The sequence below is a fragment of the Citrobacter sp. JGM124 genome (genome assembly GCF_018257795.1).
Lineage (GTDB): Bacteria > Pseudomonadota > Gammaproteobacteria > Enterobacterales > Enterobacteriaceae > JGM124.
In genome coordinates this window covers 40,221-60,197 of the sequence record NZ_JAERJD010000008.1, presented here as the reverse complement: position 1 = coordinate 60,197, position 19,977 = coordinate 40,221, and the positions used below count along the sequence as shown (strand labels likewise).

At 47.9% G+C, this 19,977-nt stretch carries 15 protein-coding genes and 1 tRNA gene; 6 read left to right on the top strand and 10 right to left on the bottom strand.

Features of this window, described 5'->3' with window-relative positions; translation table 11 throughout:
* Positions 1-6: 6 nt before the first annotated feature.
* The 7 genes from hflX to nnr form a co-directional block, all read right to left on the bottom strand.
* Positions 7-1,293, bottom strand: coding sequence for a ribosome rescue GTPase HflX (gene hflX, locus JK154_RS12295; RefSeq protein ID WP_211993038.1), 1,287 nt, complete (start codon positions 1,291-1,293; stop codon positions 7-9).
* 74 nt (positions 1,294-1,367) lie between these two features.
* Entirely contained in the window at positions 1,368-1,667 is a 300-nt protein-coding gene (gene hfq / locus JK154_RS12290; RefSeq protein ID WP_211992840.1) for an RNA chaperone Hfq, read from the bottom strand.
* 100 nt (positions 1,668-1,767) lie between these two features.
* Positions 1,768-2,715 (bottom strand): tRNA (adenosine(37)-N6)-dimethylallyltransferase MiaA, encoded by a 948-nt coding sequence (gene miaA, locus JK154_RS12285; RefSeq protein WP_211992839.1) that lies wholly within the window; start codon positions 2,713-2,715, stop codon positions 1,768-1,770.
* Entirely contained in the window at positions 2,708-4,567 is a 1,860-nt protein-coding gene (mutL, locus tag JK154_RS12280; RefSeq protein ID WP_211992838.1) for a DNA mismatch repair endonuclease MutL, read from the bottom strand. Before mutL ends, miaA begins: the two co-directional genes overlap by 8 nt.
* A gap of 28 nt (positions 4,568-4,595) precedes the next feature.
* The gene (amiB, locus tag JK154_RS12275) at positions 4,596-5,864 is read right to left on the bottom strand and encodes an N-acetylmuramoyl-L-alanine amidase AmiB (protein ID WP_211992837.1); all 1,269 of its coding nucleotides are present in this window, start codon (positions 5,862-5,864) and stop codon (positions 4,596-4,598) included.
* A gap of 13 nt (positions 5,865-5,877) precedes the next feature.
* A complete protein-coding gene (gene tsaE, locus JK154_RS12270) occupies positions 5,878-6,339 on the bottom strand; it encodes a tRNA (adenosine(37)-N6)-threonylcarbamoyltransferase complex ATPase subunit type 1 TsaE (protein ID WP_211992836.1) in 462 nt (153 codons plus the stop codon).
* A gap of 4 nt (positions 6,340-6,343) precedes the next feature.
* On the bottom strand, positions 6,344-7,855 hold the full coding sequence (nnr, locus tag JK154_RS12265; RefSeq protein ID WP_211992835.1) for a bifunctional ADP-dependent NAD(P)H-hydrate dehydratase/NAD(P)H-hydrate epimerase: 1,512 nt from the start codon (positions 7,853-7,855) through the stop codon (positions 6,344-6,346).
* Here nnr and queG point away from each other — a divergent pair.
* On the top strand, positions 7,854-8,993 hold the full coding sequence (queG, locus tag JK154_RS12260) for a tRNA epoxyqueuosine(34) reductase QueG (protein ID WP_211992834.1): 1,140 nt from the start codon (positions 7,854-7,856) through the stop codon (positions 8,991-8,993). The genes nnr and queG overlap by 2 nt on opposite strands.
* Positions 8,994-9,276: 283 nt before the next feature.
* Here the strand turns inward: queG and JK154_RS12255 are convergent.
* Positions 9,277-9,352, bottom strand: a tRNA-Gly gene (locus tag JK154_RS12255).
* A 196-nt stretch (positions 9,353-9,548) separates the two neighbouring features.
* Positions 9,549-10,094 (bottom strand): oligoribonuclease, encoded by a 546-nt coding sequence (gene orn, locus JK154_RS12250; RefSeq protein WP_211992833.1) that lies wholly within the window; start codon positions 10,092-10,094, stop codon positions 9,549-9,551.
* A 112-nt stretch (positions 10,095-10,206) separates the two neighbouring features.
* Between orn and rsgA the strand changes: the two genes are divergently transcribed.
* The 3 genes from rsgA to mscM all read left to right on the top strand — a co-directional run bounded on the left by rsgA (position 10,207) and on the right by mscM (position 15,635).
* Positions 10,207-11,262, top strand: a complete 1,056-nt coding sequence (gene rsgA, locus JK154_RS12245) for a small ribosomal subunit biogenesis GTPase RsgA (RefSeq protein WP_211992832.1) — start codon at positions 10,207-10,209, stop codon at positions 11,260-11,262.
* A gap of 79 nt (positions 11,263-11,341) precedes the next feature.
* Positions 11,342-12,295, top strand: coding sequence for an archaetidylserine decarboxylase (asd, locus tag JK154_RS12240; RefSeq protein ID WP_211992831.1), 954 nt, complete (start codon positions 11,342-11,344; stop codon positions 12,293-12,295).
* A gap of 16 nt (positions 12,296-12,311) precedes the next feature.
* A complete protein-coding gene (mscM, locus tag JK154_RS12235; protein WP_211993037.1) occupies positions 12,312-15,635 on the top strand; it encodes a miniconductance mechanosensitive channel MscM in 3,324 nt (1,107 codons plus the stop codon).
* Positions 15,636-15,697: 62 nt separating this feature from the next.
* Here mscM and JK154_RS12230 read toward each other — a convergent pair whose 3' ends face one another.
* Positions 15,698-16,591 carry a LysR family transcriptional regulator gene (locus JK154_RS12230; RefSeq protein ID WP_211992830.1) on the bottom strand — a complete coding sequence of 298 codons (894 nt, stop codon included), beginning with the start codon at positions 16,589-16,591 and terminating at the stop codon, positions 15,698-15,700.
* A 105-nt stretch (positions 16,592-16,696) separates the two neighbouring features.
* On the opposite strand from JK154_RS12230, the gene JK154_RS12225 reads away from it, so the two are divergent.
* Positions 16,697-17,395 (top strand): pirin family protein, encoded by a 699-nt coding sequence (locus JK154_RS12225; RefSeq protein ID WP_211992829.1) that lies wholly within the window; start codon positions 16,697-16,699, stop codon positions 17,393-17,395.
* A gap of 1,068 nt (positions 17,396-18,463) precedes the next feature.
* A complete protein-coding gene (locus JK154_RS12220) occupies positions 18,464-18,775 on the top strand; it encodes a cupin (protein WP_211992828.1) in 312 nt (103 codons plus the stop codon).
* The last annotated feature ends 1,202 nt before the right edge of the window (positions 18,776-19,977 follow it).

Here is a 19,977-nt window from a genome sequence, read left to right as displayed (position 1 = left end):
CAGCCTCTACGACTTAACGATATAGTCTGCTAATGCCGGTTCTTGTTTACAGAGTCGATTCCAGTCAACAATGGGCAGGCGAACCTCCAGCCCAACGTAACCATCCTCTTCTGTCCACTCTTTTTCTATTGCCTGAAGCTGATATAAACGGCTCCGAAGTCGCCCTGCCATCGGTGGCAAACGCAGCGCATGCTGCGCAATTTCACCAGACAGACGTTCTGTCAAAGCCTGAAAAAGCAGTGGGACACCAACCCCGGTCTGGGCTGAAAGCCACACCCGAATCGGCACATTCTCATCGTTACGATCAATGCGCGGAACAAGATCATCCAATGCATCAATTTTATTCATGACCAACAACGTTGGGATCTCATTCGCTTCGATTTCTTCCAGTACGGTTTCAACCGCCGCAATGTTTTCCTGAAGCCGGAAATCGGCCGCATCGATCACGTGTAACAACAACGTTGCCTGACGTGTCTCCTGCAGGGTGGCCTTAAACGCTGCTACCAAATCATGTGGCAGATGGCGAATAAAACCGACAGTATCCGCCAGCACCGTTTCGCCAACATCTGCAACGTCAATCCGGCGCAGTGTAGGGTCAAGTGTGGCAAATAGCTGATCCGCAGCATACACATCAGCCGCGGTAATTCGGTTAAATAAGGTAGACTTACCCGCATTGGTATAGCCTACCAGAGAGACTGTTGGCACATCGGCTTTCGCGCGGGAACGTCGACCTTGTTCACGTTGTTTTTCAACCCGTTCCAGTCGCGAAAGGATAAGCATAATACGATTACGCAGCAGACGACGGTCCGTCTCAAGTTGGGTCTCACCAGGGCCTCGCAGGCCAATCCCGCCTTTTTGCCGTTCAAGGTGAGTCCAGCCTCGCACCAGACGAGTCGCCAAATGGCGTAGCTGGGCCAGCTCAACCTGCAGTTTCCCTTCATGGGTGCGCGCACGTTGGGCAAATATGTCCAGGATTAATCCTGTACGATCAATGACTCGACACTGGCATAGTGCTTCAAGGTTGCGCTCCTGAGCTGGCGACAACGCATGATCAAACAACACGACCGATGCTCCCGTGGTTTTAACTGCTTCAGCAATCTCAATTGCTTTACCTTCACCAACAAAATACTTGGGGTGTGGGGCCTTGCGAGTACCTGTGACCACCTGGAGTGCTTCAACGCCGGCAGAAGAGACCAGGGATTCAAACTCCACCAAGTCCTCCATATCTTTGTCTTGCGAAAAATAGATGTGTACTAGTACCGCCTGCTCACCAGCATCGTAACGGTCAAACAAATGCATAACCTCTCAAAAGACCAGTGGGGAACGCAGCTGAACTGAGCCCCCCGCACTGGAAACAACACGCAATATTATTCAGCTTCTTCGCTGTCTTGTTGCGCTGCAGAACCTGCACCCTGATGGTAGTTACCAGACGTTCCAGCTGCTGCATTATTACTGTGATGTGAAACCGGACGTGACGGCACCACGGTAGAAATAGCATGCTTATAAACCATCTGGCTTACTGTATTTTTCAACAGGATAACGAACTGGTCAAAAGACTCAATCTGTCCTTGCAACTTAATACCATTCACCAAATAAATAGAAACTGGAACGCGTTCCCGACGCAAAGCGTTCAAGAACGGATCTTGTAAAGATTGCCCCTTTGCCATTCTCTCTTTTCCTTATATGTTTGTTGTTTGTCACTCAAGAGCAATTTGCTCAGAAAAACAGCGTAAAATTTACACACGTCGCCCTGTCAATTGTACACTTTCATTTATGGTTCGCACTAACTACCTGTAATACGTTGCGATAAGCCTGCTCAGGGAGATCGCTATCCAGCCAATGGACACTTTCCCACCCACGTAACCAAGTTAGCTGACGTTTTGCCAATTGTCGTGTTGCACAAATGCCTTTATAGGTCATCTCATCGTGTGAAATTTCACCGTTCAAATAAGACCACATCTGTCGATAACCAACGCATCTAATCGAAGGCATATCCGGATGTAAATCTCCGCGGGCAAAAAGAGCCCGTACTTCTGCTTCAAAATCTGAAGCTAACATCTGATGAAAACGCTGCTCAATCCGTTGATGAAGCAGTTCACGTTTCGCGGGGGCGATAGCAAACTGATGCACCTGGTACGGTAAAGCCTCTCCTGACGTTTGCGTCAGTTCCGTTAAAGTTTTACCCGAAATGAAAAAAACTTCCAGTGCTCGGGAAAGTCTTTGTGGATCATTTGGATGAATCCTGGCTGCCGCAACAGGGTCAATAGACCGGAGTTGTCCATGTAACGCCTCCCATCCATGCTCTGCGGCCTGCTGTTCTATTTCTGCTCTTACCTCTGGTGAGGCTGAAGGCAAAGGCGATAATCCTTCTAATAATGCTTTAAAATAAAGCATCGTACCGCCCACCAGCAGTGGGATACGTCCCGCGGCACTAATCTCAGCCATCTCCGCCAGCGCATCCCGCCGGAAGTCTGCGGCAGAATATGCCTGTGATGGGTCCAGGATATCCAGCAGCCGATGCGGCGCTAACGCCTGCTCTTCTGCTGTCGGTTTAGCGGTTCCAATATCCATCCCTCGGTAGATGAGGGCTGAGTCAACGCTGATCAACTCTACAGGCAATGTTTGGCGCAAATTAATTGCCAATGCCGTTTTACCTGAGGCCGTCGGCCCCATCAAAAAGATAGCCTGTGGCAGGCTTTTATTCAGTTCAGTCATGTTTCAGGGCGTTCATCGCCATTTGTAAGTCAATAGGTTGCAACAAACCGCCAGGAGGCGTCTTCACCAACTGAGGGCAAATTCGCTCAACCTCGGCCAGTAAGGTAATTGCCTGCGACTGGCTCCACTGCTCATATTCACTGACTAAATGACGGGCAATATGTGTTGCAAGCAGGCCTGGTGTCACCTCTGACTGTTGTGTTAAGTATCTTGTCAGTTCGTGAATCAAGATTTGTAAATTTTGTTTACGCAAAGGTAAAGGTACACCCCGAACGGTGATCTGTTGGGCTTCTATAGCCAGTTCTATCCCCATCTCAAGCAAAAGTGCTTGATTTTCAACCAGCACATCATGCTCTTCCGGAGTCACTTTCAAACGCAGCGGAATTAATAACGGCTGCGCACGCAAACTCTCCGCTTCAGGTAAAAGCTGTGCTTGTTTCAACCAACGCTCCGCCACCACTAAGGAAAGCAGCGCAAGTTTGCCATTACGTTCCAGCAAGGCCAGATCCGGAGCGAGGACGGTAAGCACCCGACCAAAACTGTGTGTATTCCCTTCTAATGCCGTGGGCTCTTCAGCTCGTGACACAACAGGCTCGCCCGTTTTAGGGGTCGCAAGTAACTGCTGGTACAAAGCCCCCTGTTGTTTTTGATAACCCGGAGTGGCATGAGGCCAGAGTGGTGGTGCCGAACGATGACGATCTCCATCTGTGTTTGGCGCTGCACTTACTGTTTTGCGCGGCACTGAAGGGCTCGCAAATTGATTACGTCCTGCAGCAACACGATTTTCTGGTGGGCAAGGCAGGGTGCTGGCAGACGTTTCCTCCCCCGCCGGGACTATTGGGAGAGTCTCTTTTTGCTGCTGCAGTACACTCAATACCCCTTGATAAATAAAATCATGCACTAAACGTGACTGATGGAAACGTACTTCATGCTTCGCGGGGTGTACATTCACATCAACCTGATGCGGATCCACTTCCAGATAGAGGACAAAAGCGGGTTGCTGGTCGATGCCCAACTGATCTTCATAGGCCTGACGAATAGCATGATTAATCAGGCGATCTCGCATCATTCGACCATTCACATAGCAGTACTGAATCTCTGCCAGCGCGGCGGTCGATGCTTCAGGTTCCACGACCCAGCCGCTCAGGGCAAGATCACCATGCTGCCACTCAATCGCCAGAGCATGTTCCAAAAATGCATTACCACAAATGGTGCCCAGTCGACGCTCACGCGCCGCCCCTTCCTGAACCGCACGGTACTGGCGCACCATTTTGCCGTTATGGCTGAGGTTAATCGCAATATCAAAACGCGCCAGGGCAATACGTCTGACTATTTCATCAATATGATTAAATTCAGTTTTTTCCGTGCGCATAAATTTACGACGCGCGGGTGTATTATAAAAAAGATCCAATACCTCGAGGGTCGTTCCTACAGGATGCGCTGCGGGCTTAACGCTCACATCCTGATCCCGGCCTTCAGCATAGGCTTGCCATGCCTCACTTTGTTCTGCAGTACGTGATGTCAGCATTAAACGCGATACTGAACTGATACTGGCCAACGCTTCCCCACGAAATCCCAGACTGATGATGGCTTCCAGATCGTCCAGAGAGGTGATTTTACTGGTTGCATGACGAGCGAGTGCTAATGCCAGCTCTTCTTGCTTAATACCGCAACCATTGTCACGGATACGAATAAGCTTCGCACCACCGCGTTCAATGTCGATATCAATGCGCGTGGCTCCCGCATCGATACTGTTTTCGACTAACTCTTTCACTACCGATGCGGGACGTTCAACAACTTCACCTGCAGCTATCTGATTCGCCAGTTGCGGTGGCAATACCTGAATCGGCATGATCTCTCCCTAGTGAATGGTAATCACTTTATTTCAGTGCTGCAGCAGGGACACCAGGTGCCGCTTGCAACGGGAATTCGGTAAAGTAGGCTCGTAGCCCTTCATAAATTGCTTGAGCAATCTGCTGCTGATAGCGGTCACTGTTCAGCAGCTTCTCTTCGGCAGTATTACTGATAAACCCCGTCTCAATCAGCAGCGAAGGTATATCTGGTGAGCGTAGTACCCCAAGACTGGCATGTTCCGGGCGACGTTTATGCAAACTGCCAACTCGTTGTAGTTTCGAGAGTACACGCACGGCCACATCGTAGCCCACCCGCTGAGAATGCCCGAATTGTAAGTCCAGCACAGCCTGGCTGAGATAAGGGTCGGCTTGATTATTGGCCAGCACATCGCCAGCCCCACCCAGTAACTCTGACTGCTTCTCGTGCTGCTCCAGCCAGCTTGCCATTTCACTGTCAGCCCGGCGGTTAGAAAGAACCCATACCGATGCCCCACTAGCCTCACGGTTAGGTGCTGCATCCGCATGGATGGAAACCAGCAAGTTCGCATTCTGCTTACGAGCCACATCAGAACGCCCCATAACAGAGACAAAGTAGTCACCATTACGGGTCATAACCCCCCTGAACATCGGATCAGCATTCAGGAGCACTTGTAGTTTATTCGCAATCGAGAGCGTAATATTTTTCTCTCGACTCCCCCCCGGGCCTATTGCACCAGGATCCTGCCCACCATGTCCTGCATCAATAGCGACCACGACCTTGCCAGCATTTTTGTTACCTGAAACGGCAACGGGTGCAGTGGCAATCCCTTGGGTGCTGTTAATAGCAGCAGTTGCTTTCTGAGTGTTAAACGGGTTGCGCACGGGTTCACTATTACGAACAGGCATCGTGGGTACTGTGGGTGCAGGGGGGTCAGCATCAATGGTGAAGATCACCAAGTCAGTGCCCCTTTGCTTCTGTTTTACAGCTCGCGCTTTACCGGCTTTGGTCAAGTCAACGATCAACCGTATGAATTGATCATCTTTTGGTTGCCCGGCCTGGATACTTTTCACCAGATTAGCCCCGCTAAATGAGAGAGGCAGGCCCTGAATAATGCCGGTTTGTTTAATATCCAGCACTAATTTTCTGTTACTTTCCTGGATAAAATTATACTGCGGATCACCCTGAAAACTAAAAGTAATGCGAGCCTGATTATCCCCGTTAGAAACCTGGATATCAGACAACGTTGCTGCCAACCCCGGCCAGGCACATACCCACAATAGACCCGCTATCAACCCACTTTTAACACGAGAGATCATCCAGTTATCCTTGCTATTTGGCGAATCTGGCCAGCAATTTCTCACCTGATGTGGAAACTGCACTAATCAATGCCTCACGTCCTTGGGCTTGATAGGTCAGATGCAATTCTAAATCAGGTGCCGGTAGCACACCGGCACCTTGTTGTGGCCACTCAACCAGGCAGATAGCATCATGAGTAAAATAGTCACGGATCCCCATAAACTCCAGTTCTTCAGGATCCGCTAATCGATAGAGGTCAAAATGGTAAACCCATTTTGTATCAAGCTGATAGGGTTCAACCAGCGTGTAGGTTGGGCTTTTCACATTTCCCTGATGACCTAATGCTTGCAAGAAGCCCCGACTAAACGTGGTTTTCCCGGCACCTAAATCACCATAAAGATAGATAACAGTGGCCCCTTCACAGGCGTTAGCCAGGCTTGCACCCAGCGCTAATGTTGACGCTTCGTCAGGTAATTCAATAACTCGATTTATCATGGCTTCAGGTATTCAAGTCTGGATTAATAAATGGATAAAGTGCTGCGAACAGGTCAGTCGCCAGCATACCGCGGGTTCCGGTGCTCCGGGCAATCATATCTGCTGCCGCACCGTGGGCGACACAACCGGCACAAGCAGCCTCAAAAGGTGTCAATTTCTGTGCCAGTAAAGCCGCGATAATTCCGGATAAAACATCCCCCATTCCACCACTCCCCATCCCGGCATTACCCACATCGATTATCGCCAGCGCATACTCGCTGGCCACTATCGTTCCCGCTCCTTTTAAGACCACAACCCCCCCATATTGTTTGACCAGCTGGCGAGCTGATTGCAGGCGGTCACTCTCAATTTGGGCAATAGAACAGTTCAGTAATCTTGCGGCCTCACCAGGATGCGGCGTAATAATACGATTTTGACGCTTATCAGGGCTGATTGCCAGAAGGTTAAGTGCATCCGCGTCCCATAACATCGATTTATCACTCTTTTCAACACGTTTTAAAGCCTCCTGCCCCCATGTCTTTTGCCCCAGCCCCGGGCCAATGGCAATCACATCCGCCCATTCCAGCGCTTCGTCCAGAGATTCTGGTGTCAACTCATGTACCATTAATTCGGGCCGGGCTGTCAGTAGCGGAATACTATTCTCGGCGCGCGTCATCACACGTACCAACCCGGCACCGCTGCGTACGGATGCCTCTCCCGCCAGACGAATGGCACCTGCAGTTCCACTGTCACCGCCAATGATGGCCAGCCGACCATTATCCCCTTTATGGGACGTTGGCCGCCTGGGGGGTAGCCAGCTGGCGAGGTTTTGGCTATCAAAACGCATGATGGGCGCAGGGTTTATCTCCAACCAGGCATCAAGCCCCAGGCTTGTATGATGCAGTTCGCCAACCACGTCACGCGCTTTTCCTGTCAGCAAACCGGGTTTGAGGGTGATAAACGTCACACAGTGATCCGCCTGCACTACCGCCCCTGGTGCTGCTCCCGTATCCGCAAGCAGCCCGGAGGGAATATCCAGCGCAATAGTCGGTGCTGGATGGTTATTGATCTGTGTTATCAATGTCGCAACGTTGTTTCTTGGTGCAGTGTTCAAGCCCGTTCCAAGTATGCCATCAATGATTAAGTCAATGGATTCCGGCCAGGGTGCCTGTTCGTGGTGGGGAATACCACCCGCATTCAGCCATGCCTGACGTGCTTGTTGAGCCTCTTCAGGTAACGGTTTATTTCCACCTGCATCCAGTAACGTAACCTGTATCCCAGCTGCCTGGCATAATCGCGCGACAACATAGCCATCACCGCCGTTATTCCCACCACCACAGAGAATCAGCCAGTGGCGGGCTGAGGGATAATGTCCACGCGCAACCTGAAATGCCGCCTCCCCCGCCCGTAGCATTAGCTCATAGAGCGTAAGACCAAGGATATCGGCCGCCTCTTTTTCAGAGTGCCGTAACCAGTCTGCTGGCCAAACTGAGTGTGGTATACTTTTTGAGTACTTTTTCAGATAATGGTCAGTCATGTCACACCCCCTCGATTACAATCAGTTAGCACAATTAATAAAACAGTGGGGCATCGAGCTGGGTTTCCAGCAAGTGGGCATCACTGACACGGATCTTTCTGCCAGTGAACCTAAGTTACAAGCCTGGCTGGATAAACAATATCACGGCGAAATGGACTGGATGGCGCGACACGGGATGATGCGAGCACGCCCGAATGAGTTACAGCCAGGAACGCTGAGAGTGATCAGTGTGCGTATGAACTACCTCCCGGCGAATGCTGCCTTTGCTTCAACGCTTAAAAATCCCCAGCTCGGCTACGTCAGTCGTTATGCCTTGGGACGTGATTATCATAAAGTACTACGCCAGCGTCTTAAAAAACTGGGTGAAAAAATCCAGTCTCACTGTACTACCCTTAATTTTAGACCTTTTGTTGATTCAGCACCGATTTTAGAGCGCCCCCTGGCGGAAAAAGCGGGCCTGGGCTGGACAGGTAAGCACTCACTAATATTAAACCGTGAAGCAGGATCTTTCTTTTTTCTTGGGGAGTTGTTAGTCGATATTCCACTCCCCATTGACCAGCCGATACAAGAGGAGTGTGGTCGCTGCGTCGCCTGCATCAAAATTTGTCCTACCGGTGCTATTGTGGAGCCTTATACGGTTGATGCCCGTCGCTGTATATCGTATTTAACGATTGAGCTCGAAGGCGCTATCCCGGAAGTGTTTCGCCCACTCATTGGGAACCGGATTTATGGCTGTGATGACTGCCAGCTAATCTGCCCATGGAATCGATTCTCGCAGCTCACAGAAGAAGATGATTTCAGCCCACGCAAGGCATTGCATGCCCCCCCTCTGACGGAGCTGTTCAGCTGGACAGAAGCCCATTTCTTACGTATTACCGAAGGCTCTGCGATCCGTCGTATTGGCCATTTGCGATGGTTAAGAAATGTGGCGGTAGCTCTGGGAAATGCCCCCTGGGATGAGGCTAACTTAACCGCTCTTCAGCAGCGTAAAGGAGAACATCCGTTACTGGATGAGCATATAGAGTGGGCGATAAAGCAGCAATTACAACGACGTTCCGAGCAGGAAATAGAGGTTCAGCTACCGCAGAAGCAGCGTCTGGTCAGAGTAATTGAAAAAGGACTTCCGCGTGATGCCTGACATGTCCACAGCATGTGAATAAAATTCCAGACGTATCACAAATAAATGCAAAGAAAAATCTTTCAGATGCTAATGCAATAATCAAAAATTAAATTAAGTTCATTAAAATCAACGAATTAAAATAACGACGCAAATCTTACCTATTTTGTAGATAAAATGAGAGGATAGCGATGGCCTGTGGATAAACCTGTGCGCAGAAAAAAAGAAACAAAAAAATACAGCCGATTAGCATACCTTTTTAAGTAAACTAAAACTGTAAATTATCATTATGATGACAAAAACTTGGAGCGGGAAACGAGACTCGAACTCGCGACCCCGACCTTGGCAAGGTCGTGCTCTACCAACTGAGCTATTCCCGCTCTGGGTATCGTCACACATTTTACTGCGTAAAATCTGTATCGGTACGGGAGGCGCATTATACGAGAATTCGTTGCTGTAGCAAGCCCCCAATGACTTTTTTTCGAGTTTTTTGTTTGATTGCTGATTAAACCGACAAAGCGGTGATTTAATCAGCAGCCCTGTATAGCCCGATATTGCTTTACCTGCAAATACCACTCAACTCTGGATAAAATGCTCACGGTAATAAGCCAGTTCAGCAACGGATTCGCGAATATCATCCATTGCCTGATGCGTGCCCTGCTTTTTAAAACCTGGCAATATCTCTGGTTTCCAGCGGCGGGCCAGCTCTTTTAAAGTACTTACGTCCAAATAGCGATAATGGAAATAAGCTTCCAGCTCAGGCATATATTTAAACAGGAAGCGTCGATCCTGGCCGATACTATTACCACAAATAGGAGAAGTGTTAGCAGGTACCCACTTTCTAAGGAATTCAAGTGTCTCTTGCTCGGCTGCTTGCTCGTTTTTTGTACTGGCCTTAACTCGTGCCACTAAACCGCTGTGGGTATGCGTCCGCACGTTCCAGTCATCCATCAGCCCAAGTTGATCATCCGACTGATGAACAGCAATAACTGGCCCCTCTGCCAGAATATTCAGATTAGCATCGGTCACCAGGGTGGCTATCTCGATAATACGGTCATGTTCAGGGTTAAGACCGGTCATTTCCAAATCAATCCAAATCAGATTGTTTTCATTGCCACTCATGCTATTTTCCTTCTTTCAATGTGCCACCCTGCGATGACGGTGGGTTAATTCAGGTCAGATTGTGTGTATCATAGAACTTTTGCCCATCATGGGCGACCAGGAGTGAGTACGCTTGAGCAAAAATAAACTCTCCAAAGGCCAGCAACGACGTGTAAAAGCAAACCATGAGCGCCGTTTAGTCAAAACCGTGGAGAAACACGATGCCGATGATGCACAGTTCGATGAAGGACGTGAAGGGACGGTAATCAGTCGCTTCGGCCAGCACGCTGACGTGGAATCCGCAGACGGGTCAGTACATCGTTGCCATATTCGACGGACCATTCGTTCTCTGGTTACCGGGGATAAAGTCGTTTGGCGCCCGGCGAAAGAGAATGCTGAACAAGTCTCTAAAAAAGGGATTGTTGAAGCCGTCCACCCACGTACCTCTGTGCTGACACGCCCGGATTTCTATGATGGGGTAAAACCTATTGCGGCAAATATTGACCAAATCATCATCGTGTCGGCTATTTTGCCAGAGCTATCTTTAAATATTATTGATCGCTACCTGGTGGCCTGTGAAACCCTGGATGTTGAACCATTACTGGTTCTCAACAAAACCGACCTCCTTGATGATGAAGGCCGGCAATGGGTCGACGAACAGATGGATATCTATCGTAAGATAGGCTACCGCGTATTGATGGTTTCAAGCTATCGGGCGGAAGGGTTAAAAGAACTGGAAGACGCCCTGGTTGGACGCATCAGTATTTTTGCTGGTCAATCTGGGGTGGGCAAGTCCAGCCTGTTAAACAGACTCCTCGGTTTTGAAGAAAATCAAATCCTGGTCAACGATGTTTCAGACAACTCAGGATTGGGACAACATACCACAACGGCATCACGCCTCTACCATTTTCCGGGTGGTGGTGATGTTATTGACTCCCCGGGAGTGCGTGAATTCGGTTTATGGCATCTGGCGCCGGAACAAATCACCCAGGGTTTTGTCGAATTTCAAGACTATTTGGGTCACTGTAAGTATCGGGACTGCCGTCATGACAATGATCCAGGCTGTGCCTTGCGTGAAGCCGTTGAGCGGGGTGATATCGCCGAAACCCGCTTTGAAAACTACCACCGTATTTTGGAAAGCATGGCCGAAGTAAAAACGCGTAAAGGTCTTTCTGATACGGAAAACTGACAATTAAGCTGGACATCGCTAGAATCGTTGCCTTTTTATGTCCAGCTTCTCATTTGAGACATTTAGCCAGGAGGCTATTTTGTTAAACAAAATCAAACTTTCGCTCCAATATATTTTGCCAAAACTGTGGCTGACTCGCCTGGCTGGTTGGGGTGCAAGCAAACAAGCAGGATGGCTGACTAAGCTGGTCATTGACCTGTTTGTTCGATTCTATAAAGTCGATATGAAAGAAGCGCAGAAGCCAGACACAGCAAGCTATCGTACTTTTAATGATTTTTTTGTGCGTCCATTACGTGAGGATGCTCGCCCACTCAATACTGACCCGAATATCCTTGTCATGCCTGCTGACGGTGTCATCAGCCAGTTAGGGCGTATTGAAGAGGACAAGATTTTACAAGCCAAAGGGCATGATTACAGTCTGGAAGCCCTGCTGGCAGGAAACTATCAAATGGCAGACCTGTTCCGTAATGGCAGTTTTGTCACCACCTATCTATCACCACGGGATTATCACCGTGTGCATATGCCTTGTAACGGCATTCTGCGTGAGATGATCTATGTCCCAGGGGATCTTTTCTCAGTCAACCACTTAACCGCACAGAACGTGCCAAACTTATTTGCCCGTAATGAGCGCGTGATTTGCTTGTTTGATACTGAATTTGGCCCGATGGCACAGATTCTGGTCGGTGCCACCATTGTCGGCAGTATCGAAACAATCTGGTCAGGAACGGTTACCCCACCTCGTGAAGGGGTGATCAAGCGTAAAACCTGGCCTGCGGGTGAAAGCGAAGGTTCTGTTGCTTTACTCAAAGGCCATGAGATGGGCCGTTTCAAACTGGGCTCTACGGTTATTAACCTGTTTGCACCAGGCAAAGTTGATCTGCTCGCGTCTTTACAGAGCCTTTCTCCTACCTTGATTGGTCAGCCACTGGCGGTATCATCCGAAGCCACCAATGAACCGACCGTTCAGGAAGACACAACACATGACAAGTCCCCCGTGACCAGCACTCTGGCCGGGGAAAGCACCGAAGAATAATGTGACAGGCAGACTCGTGCGCCCAATTATCTTTTTCCTGATAGCTTTTTGCTTCAGTATGGGGGTGGCGCACGCTGCCACCGTCCCTGATCAAAAACAAGTTTCACAAGATCTTGAGCAGATCAAAGCCGCCGGAAACACCCCCAATCAGGCGGAAGTTATCGACGCGTTACAGTCTGCCCTTAATGCGCTTGATGAACGTACTGGCTCGCTTGAACGCGCCAGGCAATATCAACAAGCGATAGATAACTTCCCTAAGCTCTCACAAACACTGCACAAACAGATTGCAGGCATAGAGGAAGAACCGCCAAAAGCACCCACGAATCTTTCCACTGACGCCCTGAACCAAGAAGTTCTGCAAGTCAGCAGCCAACTGCTGGATAAAAGCCGTTTAGCGCAACAAGAACAAGATCGTATCAGGGATATCACAGACTCACTGGGTCAGTTACCTCAGCAGCAGACGGATCTTCGTCGTCAGTTAAATGAGGTTGAACGTAAAATAGGATTACAATCTTCTTCTGGCAGTTCAGCCCTAACTCAGGCCCAGCATACGGCACTACTGGCAGAGGCCGCGCGACTCAAAGCCCTGGTCGATGAACTAGAACTGGCACAACTGTCAGCAAACAACCGCCAGGAACTGGCACGGATGCGAGCAGAACTGGCTGCCAAGCAAAGTACATTGCTTGACGCTTATCTCCAGTCCCTGCGTAATCAGCTCAATAACCAGCGTCAGCGCGAAGCGGAACAGGCTCTGGAAAGTACTGAGCAGCTTGCAGAAGCCAGTGAGAATTTACCCCCGGCAATTACGGAACAATTTAAAACTAACCGTGAGCTTTCACAGGCACTGAATCAACAAGCCCAGCGTATGGAGCTGGTTGCTTCCCAGCAACGCCAGGCCAATACACAAACCGTTCAGGTTCGTCAGGCGTTAAATACCTTACGCGAACAGGCCCAGTGGTTAGGGGTATCCAATGTCTTAGGGGAAGCCCTGCGCGCCCAGGTAGCACGGTTGCCAGATATGCCTAAGTCTCAGCAGCTGGATACTGAACTGGCCCAGTTACGGGTTCAGCGCCTGGCTTATGAAGACCTTCTCAATAAACAAACCGAACTACGCCAGATTCACCAACTGGATGGTGATCCCTTGACGGCAGAACAGAGCCGTATTCTGGATGCACAGCTTCGTACCCAACGTGGGCTGCTGAATTCCCTCCTGAAAGGGGGGGATGCGCTCATTCTGGAACTGACGAAGCTGAAAGTTGCCAACAGCCAGCTTGAAGATGCACTCAGAGAAGTTAATGAAGCTACCCACCGCTATCTGTTCTGGACGTCAGATGTTAGCCCAATGGGGCTTAACTGGCCACTGGATGTCTTACATGCTTTACGCAACCTGGTTTCACTGGATACTTTCAGTCAGTTAGGTAAAGCATTTATCATGATGATAACAAGCAAAGAAACCATACTGCCACTGTTCGGGGCATTAATTCTGGTAGGTTTCAGCGTCAGTTCACGTCGCCATTTTACCGAATTTCTTGAACGTTCCAGCGCCAGAGTCGGCAAGGTAACCCAGGATCATTTCAGCTTAACGCTCCGTAATGTCTTTTGGTCTATTTTGGTGGCCTTGCCGCTACCCATACTGTGGGCAACGCTCGGCCATGGCTTACAAGAAGCCTGGCCTTACCCTATTGCGGTAGCGATTGGTGATGGGGTAACCGCCACCGTTCCACTGCTATGGGGCGTGATGATTTGCGCTATTTTCGCCCGCCCGAATGGACTGTTTATTGTTCATTTTGGCTGGCATCGCGAACGTGTCTCCCGGGCTATGCGCTACTACATTATGAGCATTGGCTTGATTGTGCCCCTGATCATGGCGCTTATCATGTTCAATAACCTCAATGATCGCGAATTTTCAGCAACGCTTGGAAGGCTCTGCTTCATTCTAATTTGTGGTGCATTGGCAATGGTGACCCTGAGCCTTAAGCGTGCAGGGTTACCCCTGTACCTCGACAAACAGGGAAGCGGTGAAAATCTGGTTAATACGCTATTGTGGAACCTGATGCTCAGTGCGCCTTTAGTCGCGATCCTGGCCGCAATAGTTGGCTATCTCGCGACTGCACAAGCCTTGCTGGCACGAATGGAAACCTCAGTGGCAATCTGGTTTTTACTGCTGATTATCTACTATATCATCCGCCGCTGGATGCTGATCCAACGACGCCGTCTGGCTTTTGATCGTGCCAGACAGCGACGGGCAGATATTCTCGCCCAACGAGCACGAGGGGAAGAGGATCCAAACCATGCCCATAGTGTTGAGGGCATTATTGATAACGTCGATGACACGGAAATCGATCTTGATGCTATCAGCGCCCAGTCGTTAAAACTGGTCCGGTCTCTTCTGACCTTAATTGCCCTACTTTCCGTGATTGTCTTATGGTCAGAAATCCATTCTGCCTTTGGCTTCCTGGGCAATATCACGTTGTGGGATGTCACATCAAGTGTACAGGGTGTTGAAAGTATTGAACCTATTACTCTCAGCTCATTACTAATCGCGATCCTGGTACTGATAATCACCGTACAACTGGTACGTAACCTGCCAGCACTGCTTGAGCTGGCACTTCTCCAGCACTTGGATCTGGCTCCCGGTACAGGATATGCCATTACAACCATTACCAAATACCTGTTAATGCTAATAGGCGGCCTGGCTGGATTCTCTTTGGTGGGTATTGAATGGTCAAAACTGCAATGGCTTGTTGCTGCACTGAGCGTCGGGCTCGGTTTTGGTTTACAGCAAATTTTTGCCAATTTTGTTTCTGGTTTAATAATCCTGTTTGAGAAACCTATCCGTATTGGTGACACCGTGACCATTCGGGAATTAACCGGTACAGTAACGCGTATCAATACCCGGGCAACCACTATCAGTGACTGGGATCGTAAAGAGATAATCGTGCCCAACCAGGCTTTTATTACTGAGCAATTTATTAACTGGTCGCTCTCTGATTCGGTTACCCGTGTCGTGCTGACCATTCCGGCACCTGCCGATGCCAATCCTGAAGAGGTCACCGAGATCTTGTTACAGGCAGCGAAACGTTGTTCATTAGTGCTTGATACCCCCCAACCAGAAGCCTTCCTGGTTAATCTGCAACAGGGCATTCAGATCTTTGATTTGCGCGTTTATGCAGCGGAAATGGCCCATCGTATGCCGCTACGCCATGAAATACACCAGCAGATCCTGCAAGGGTTCCATGAACATAATATCGAAATGCCATTCCCACCGATCCAGATGCGGATGGAAACGCTGCGTAATCAGACAGTGGCAGCGGCTGCCAAAGGGAGTGGAGGGATCTAATTAACTAACCCCCCCTGTGACGCACATTGATTCACAGGGGGGGATGGCAGAAAAACAGGGGGTTATTTTTTCAATATCTTAGGTATTTCACGCAGACACCAGGATTTTGCCTCCCCCATACTGTCACGACGCCAGGCCATAATAATGTCCATCTCGCGAGTGGTTTCCGGGCTCACTACCCGCAGGCGACCTTCAGCGATATCACGTTCAACTAATTCATAGGGCATAGACGCTACCCCTAACCCCGCCAGCAATGCTTGTCGCTTATTTTCCATGGAGCTGACGGTCAGACGCGGCTGCTTATCCAGCAACTGTACCGTCAGTACAGGTATTTCCCGTGCGGTATCCGCTATCGCAATACCACGGTATTTCACTCGCGTCGCCTCTGCCAGGGGTTCAGGCTCAAGGTGAATGGGATGGTCCGGTGCCGCCACTGACACATTCAAGAGCTGATACAATTTGCGACTGTTAATTTCTGATGATGTTCGAAAATGCAGATCCGGGGCAATGACAATATCGGCACGCCCCTGTTCAAGGCGTTCCCAGGCACCCGCTAATACTTCAGAGACAATGGAGAGCTGCGTGTTGGCTTTCTCGGCAAGTCTGTCGACCAAAGGAAAAAGCTTTTCAGCAGGTATCAGTGCTTCCGTAACAATTGTCAGATGAGTTTCCCAGCCGCGGGCCAATGCTTCTGCATCAGTAGTCAGTTTATCCGCGGCCTCCAGCAGAACCCGCCCTCTTTCCAGCAGCATACGGCCAACATTGGTGAATTTAGTACGATGGCCTGAGCGATCAAAAAGCACAACATCCAGCTCTTCCTCAAGCTTTTGCATGGTATAACTGAGTGCCGAAGGGACTCGTCCTAATTCATCAGCCGCCGCCGCAAAGCTACCACGCCTGTCAATGGCATCCATAACTCTCAGCGCTTCCAGCGTTAATGCTCTCTCTTTTGCCATTTGAGTCTCATTCAGTAAATTTGACGATACCGTGCAGATTAACTGGCTAACAATACAGCGTCTATAGCTCTAACATGAGTGTAGCTTAAAAAGAGGTTACCCATCATGATCACTATAAGAACAGCTAAACAGTGTGGTGAGGCTGACTACGGTTGGTTGAAAGCCCGCTACACCTTCTCCTTTGGGCACTATTTTGACCCTAAATTACTCGGTTATGCTTCGTTGCGCGTACTTAATCAGGAAGTTTTAGCCCCGGGCGCGTCATTACAACCCAGAAGTTATCCGAAAGTAGATATTCTCAACCTCGTTCTGGAAGGCGAAGCAGAATATCGAGATAACGACGGTCGCCATATTCTGGTAAAAACCGGTGAGGCCGTTCTGTTATCCGCCCAACCCCGGAGCAGTTATAGCGAGCATAATGTCAGCAAAAAAACTCCGTTGACCAGAATACAGCTTTGGCTGGATGCCTGCCCGGAAGGGGATAACCCGTTAATTCAAAAAATCAGCCTAAACCGCCAGCCCCAGCAACTGATTGCCTCTGTTGAGGGGGGGAAATCAACATTACAGTTGCGCCAGAATATCAGAGTTCATCACCTCAATCTGCAACCGGGCCAGCAACAAACTATTTCGCTGTTGGGACGCCGTGCTTATTTGCAATCCATTAACGGAACTGTGACAGCGACATCTGACAAGCACACAGAAAACTTAACCTGTGGTGATGGTGCATTTATCTGTGATGAGGGCAGTATTACTCTATTAGCCAGCACCGGGTTAAAAGCTTTACTGATTGATTTAGCAGCTTAAAAAATACTGAATCCTATTTCTGTATCCTTGTCCATTTTTTGCCATTCCATGCCCATTCTGTACATTTCTCATGGCATTTATTACCTCTATTATCCATAAAAAGGAGGTAATATGGGCATTTCAGTATGGTTTTACTTTGCTGTTGCTTGTTTCAGCCTGGCGCTAACGCCAGGTCCTAATGCAATTTTGATAATGCCCCACAGTATAAAAATTTAGTCCCCGAATAGCCTGTTACACTGAGGCATATATCTTATTGCATTAGGACTGAAGCAATGGATGCTATAAAAAATTGACATCAATACCCCGGCAAGCGATATTCGAGCTGGAGATAAGTTAGTATTATTTACCCGAGGTATTATTCCTGCCGTATCTAACCAAAAAGTATTTTTATTCTTTTCTGCTGTTTATGTGGGGTGATTTTCATAACACTGGGTATTACTGTACTGTTTACAGGAATACAGAATTTCGACCACTCTACCATTACTCTCGTTATTCAACACAAACAGACCACATCCTATTTAACAGAAAAAAATGACAAAAAAGTTAAATTTATTTTTCTACTCATACCTGAGTTTCATTATTATCCTTAGGCAGTTTCCTGGATAAACTGTATTTTCTGGAGATAATGATGATTATATCCGGAAAATTGTCTGTTCATGGCAGCTGACTTCACTCGACGGCAAGCCTGTTAGTACAAATTGTGGTGAAACAATTTATTCCAGTCCACTGCGACATGGCAGTGAATTCATTGAAATGTTTCCCTGGAAAACACCGCTCACTGATAGAAACTTGCTGGAGGAAGATAATGTTTCTTCATGTCCCGCGGCAATGGGACAATCGAACTGGCAACACAGCTGTTAGAAAAGTACTTGGGTAACAAAAGAGCCTCAAAAGGGCTTTCAGATATGCTGGCCGCCAGTTTAATCTCAGAACAGGTCTGTCCCCTGCATAATGACGGCGGAAAAACATATTACGCTGAAAAAATAGCTACAGGCACCTGTCAGCCGAGGTCCCCTTCTGATATATATAAAGACCGGGTACCTGTCTCCCATTGTTCAAGGATATATCATGCAAACTTATGTCAGTAAAAATTTTACCGCGACAAACGCCTGGGGCGCTACTGACATTGCCAATTTTGATGGCACTACTGTTCGCCTGCACTGGACAGATAAACCCTATAAATGGCATATCAATGATGGGCAGGAAGTTTTCGCCGTCATGGATGGTCGTGTGGACATGTATTACAAAGAAGCAGGAGAAACTAAAATTGTTCGGCTAAATACAGGGGATGTTTTTTATGCGGCGACGGGCACTGAGCATGTCGCTCACCCGGTTGGTGAAGCAAGAATTCTGGTTATTGAAAAAGAAGGCTCCGTTTAAGGCTGTACCTCTCCCCGGTAAGTGGTTTTTGCCTGTAATTATACGGGTGTCTAAAACCAGGAAACGATGAATGTAACCCGTGTTTGTTAAACTTTTGGCATTTCACATCATAATTTTCCGTCTCATATTGTAGCCTGATCGCACCACATTTTTTCTGACATTAAAATACGTTCAAATGGGTATCATCATGGCTAAAAAATGTATTACGATGAAGTGCCTGTGCTGGACTAACCAGGAGCAGAAAAGTATACTTTTTAAATAAGATAATAAACATGTAAAAAAGTCACAAGCGTACTGATTGGATCATCGGGAGAAGTTAATGACCAAGCTATCGGAAAGTTTTTATTTAACTTTTTGCATTATGATTAATTTTATTATTACTTATTACATCGCTGGTATTGATGCAACATTATGGAGCTCTCTCGCGACATTACACAGCTATACTATTTTCAACAAAGCCAATAGCTATAGAAATATTTCCTATTCATTATTTTGTTCAATTTTTATATTTTTTATTTCGTTTCTCGGTTACTATTTAGGTGTGGGAATCCTGTTCTTTTTATTCCTGTTTATATCCCCTTTCTTTTATTACCAAATTTACAATATCGATTCATCATTAGACATGTCAATTAAATACTCTATGATATTCTTTATTATAGGGTCGACACTAAATAAACCAGATTTTGATGGTTACATGATCGGATTATTGGTCGGTACAGTGATAACCTTACTCTTTTGTTACAGTATCAGTACACGCAGAAAGATATCACTATTTCAAATAAAAAAATATATCTTGCTGAAGAAAGATACCGTCAGCTTAAGTCTTCTTAAACAGTCTTTAGTGTACTCCATTGGCCTACTGGCATGTGTTTTAGTATCACGTGGAATAAACATCGATCACTTTTTTTGGGCCCCACTGACGTTCATTTTTGTGTTAAACCCCAAACTAAAGAATATTGTATCTCTGACCAGAGACCGTGTCATTGGTACTCTTATTGTTGTGTTAATATTGTATTTCTCTTTTAATGCCTCGACACTCATGCCATACATTGGCTTTACTTTAATTGCGCTGTTTTCGTTTCTTATCCCTATTAGTAACCAAAAGAAAAACAACGTATTTGGCACCGTATGTCTGACGGGGCTTGTACTGTCATTAATAGAAATGTCGATCTATTTTAATAATACGAACTATCACTTATTAT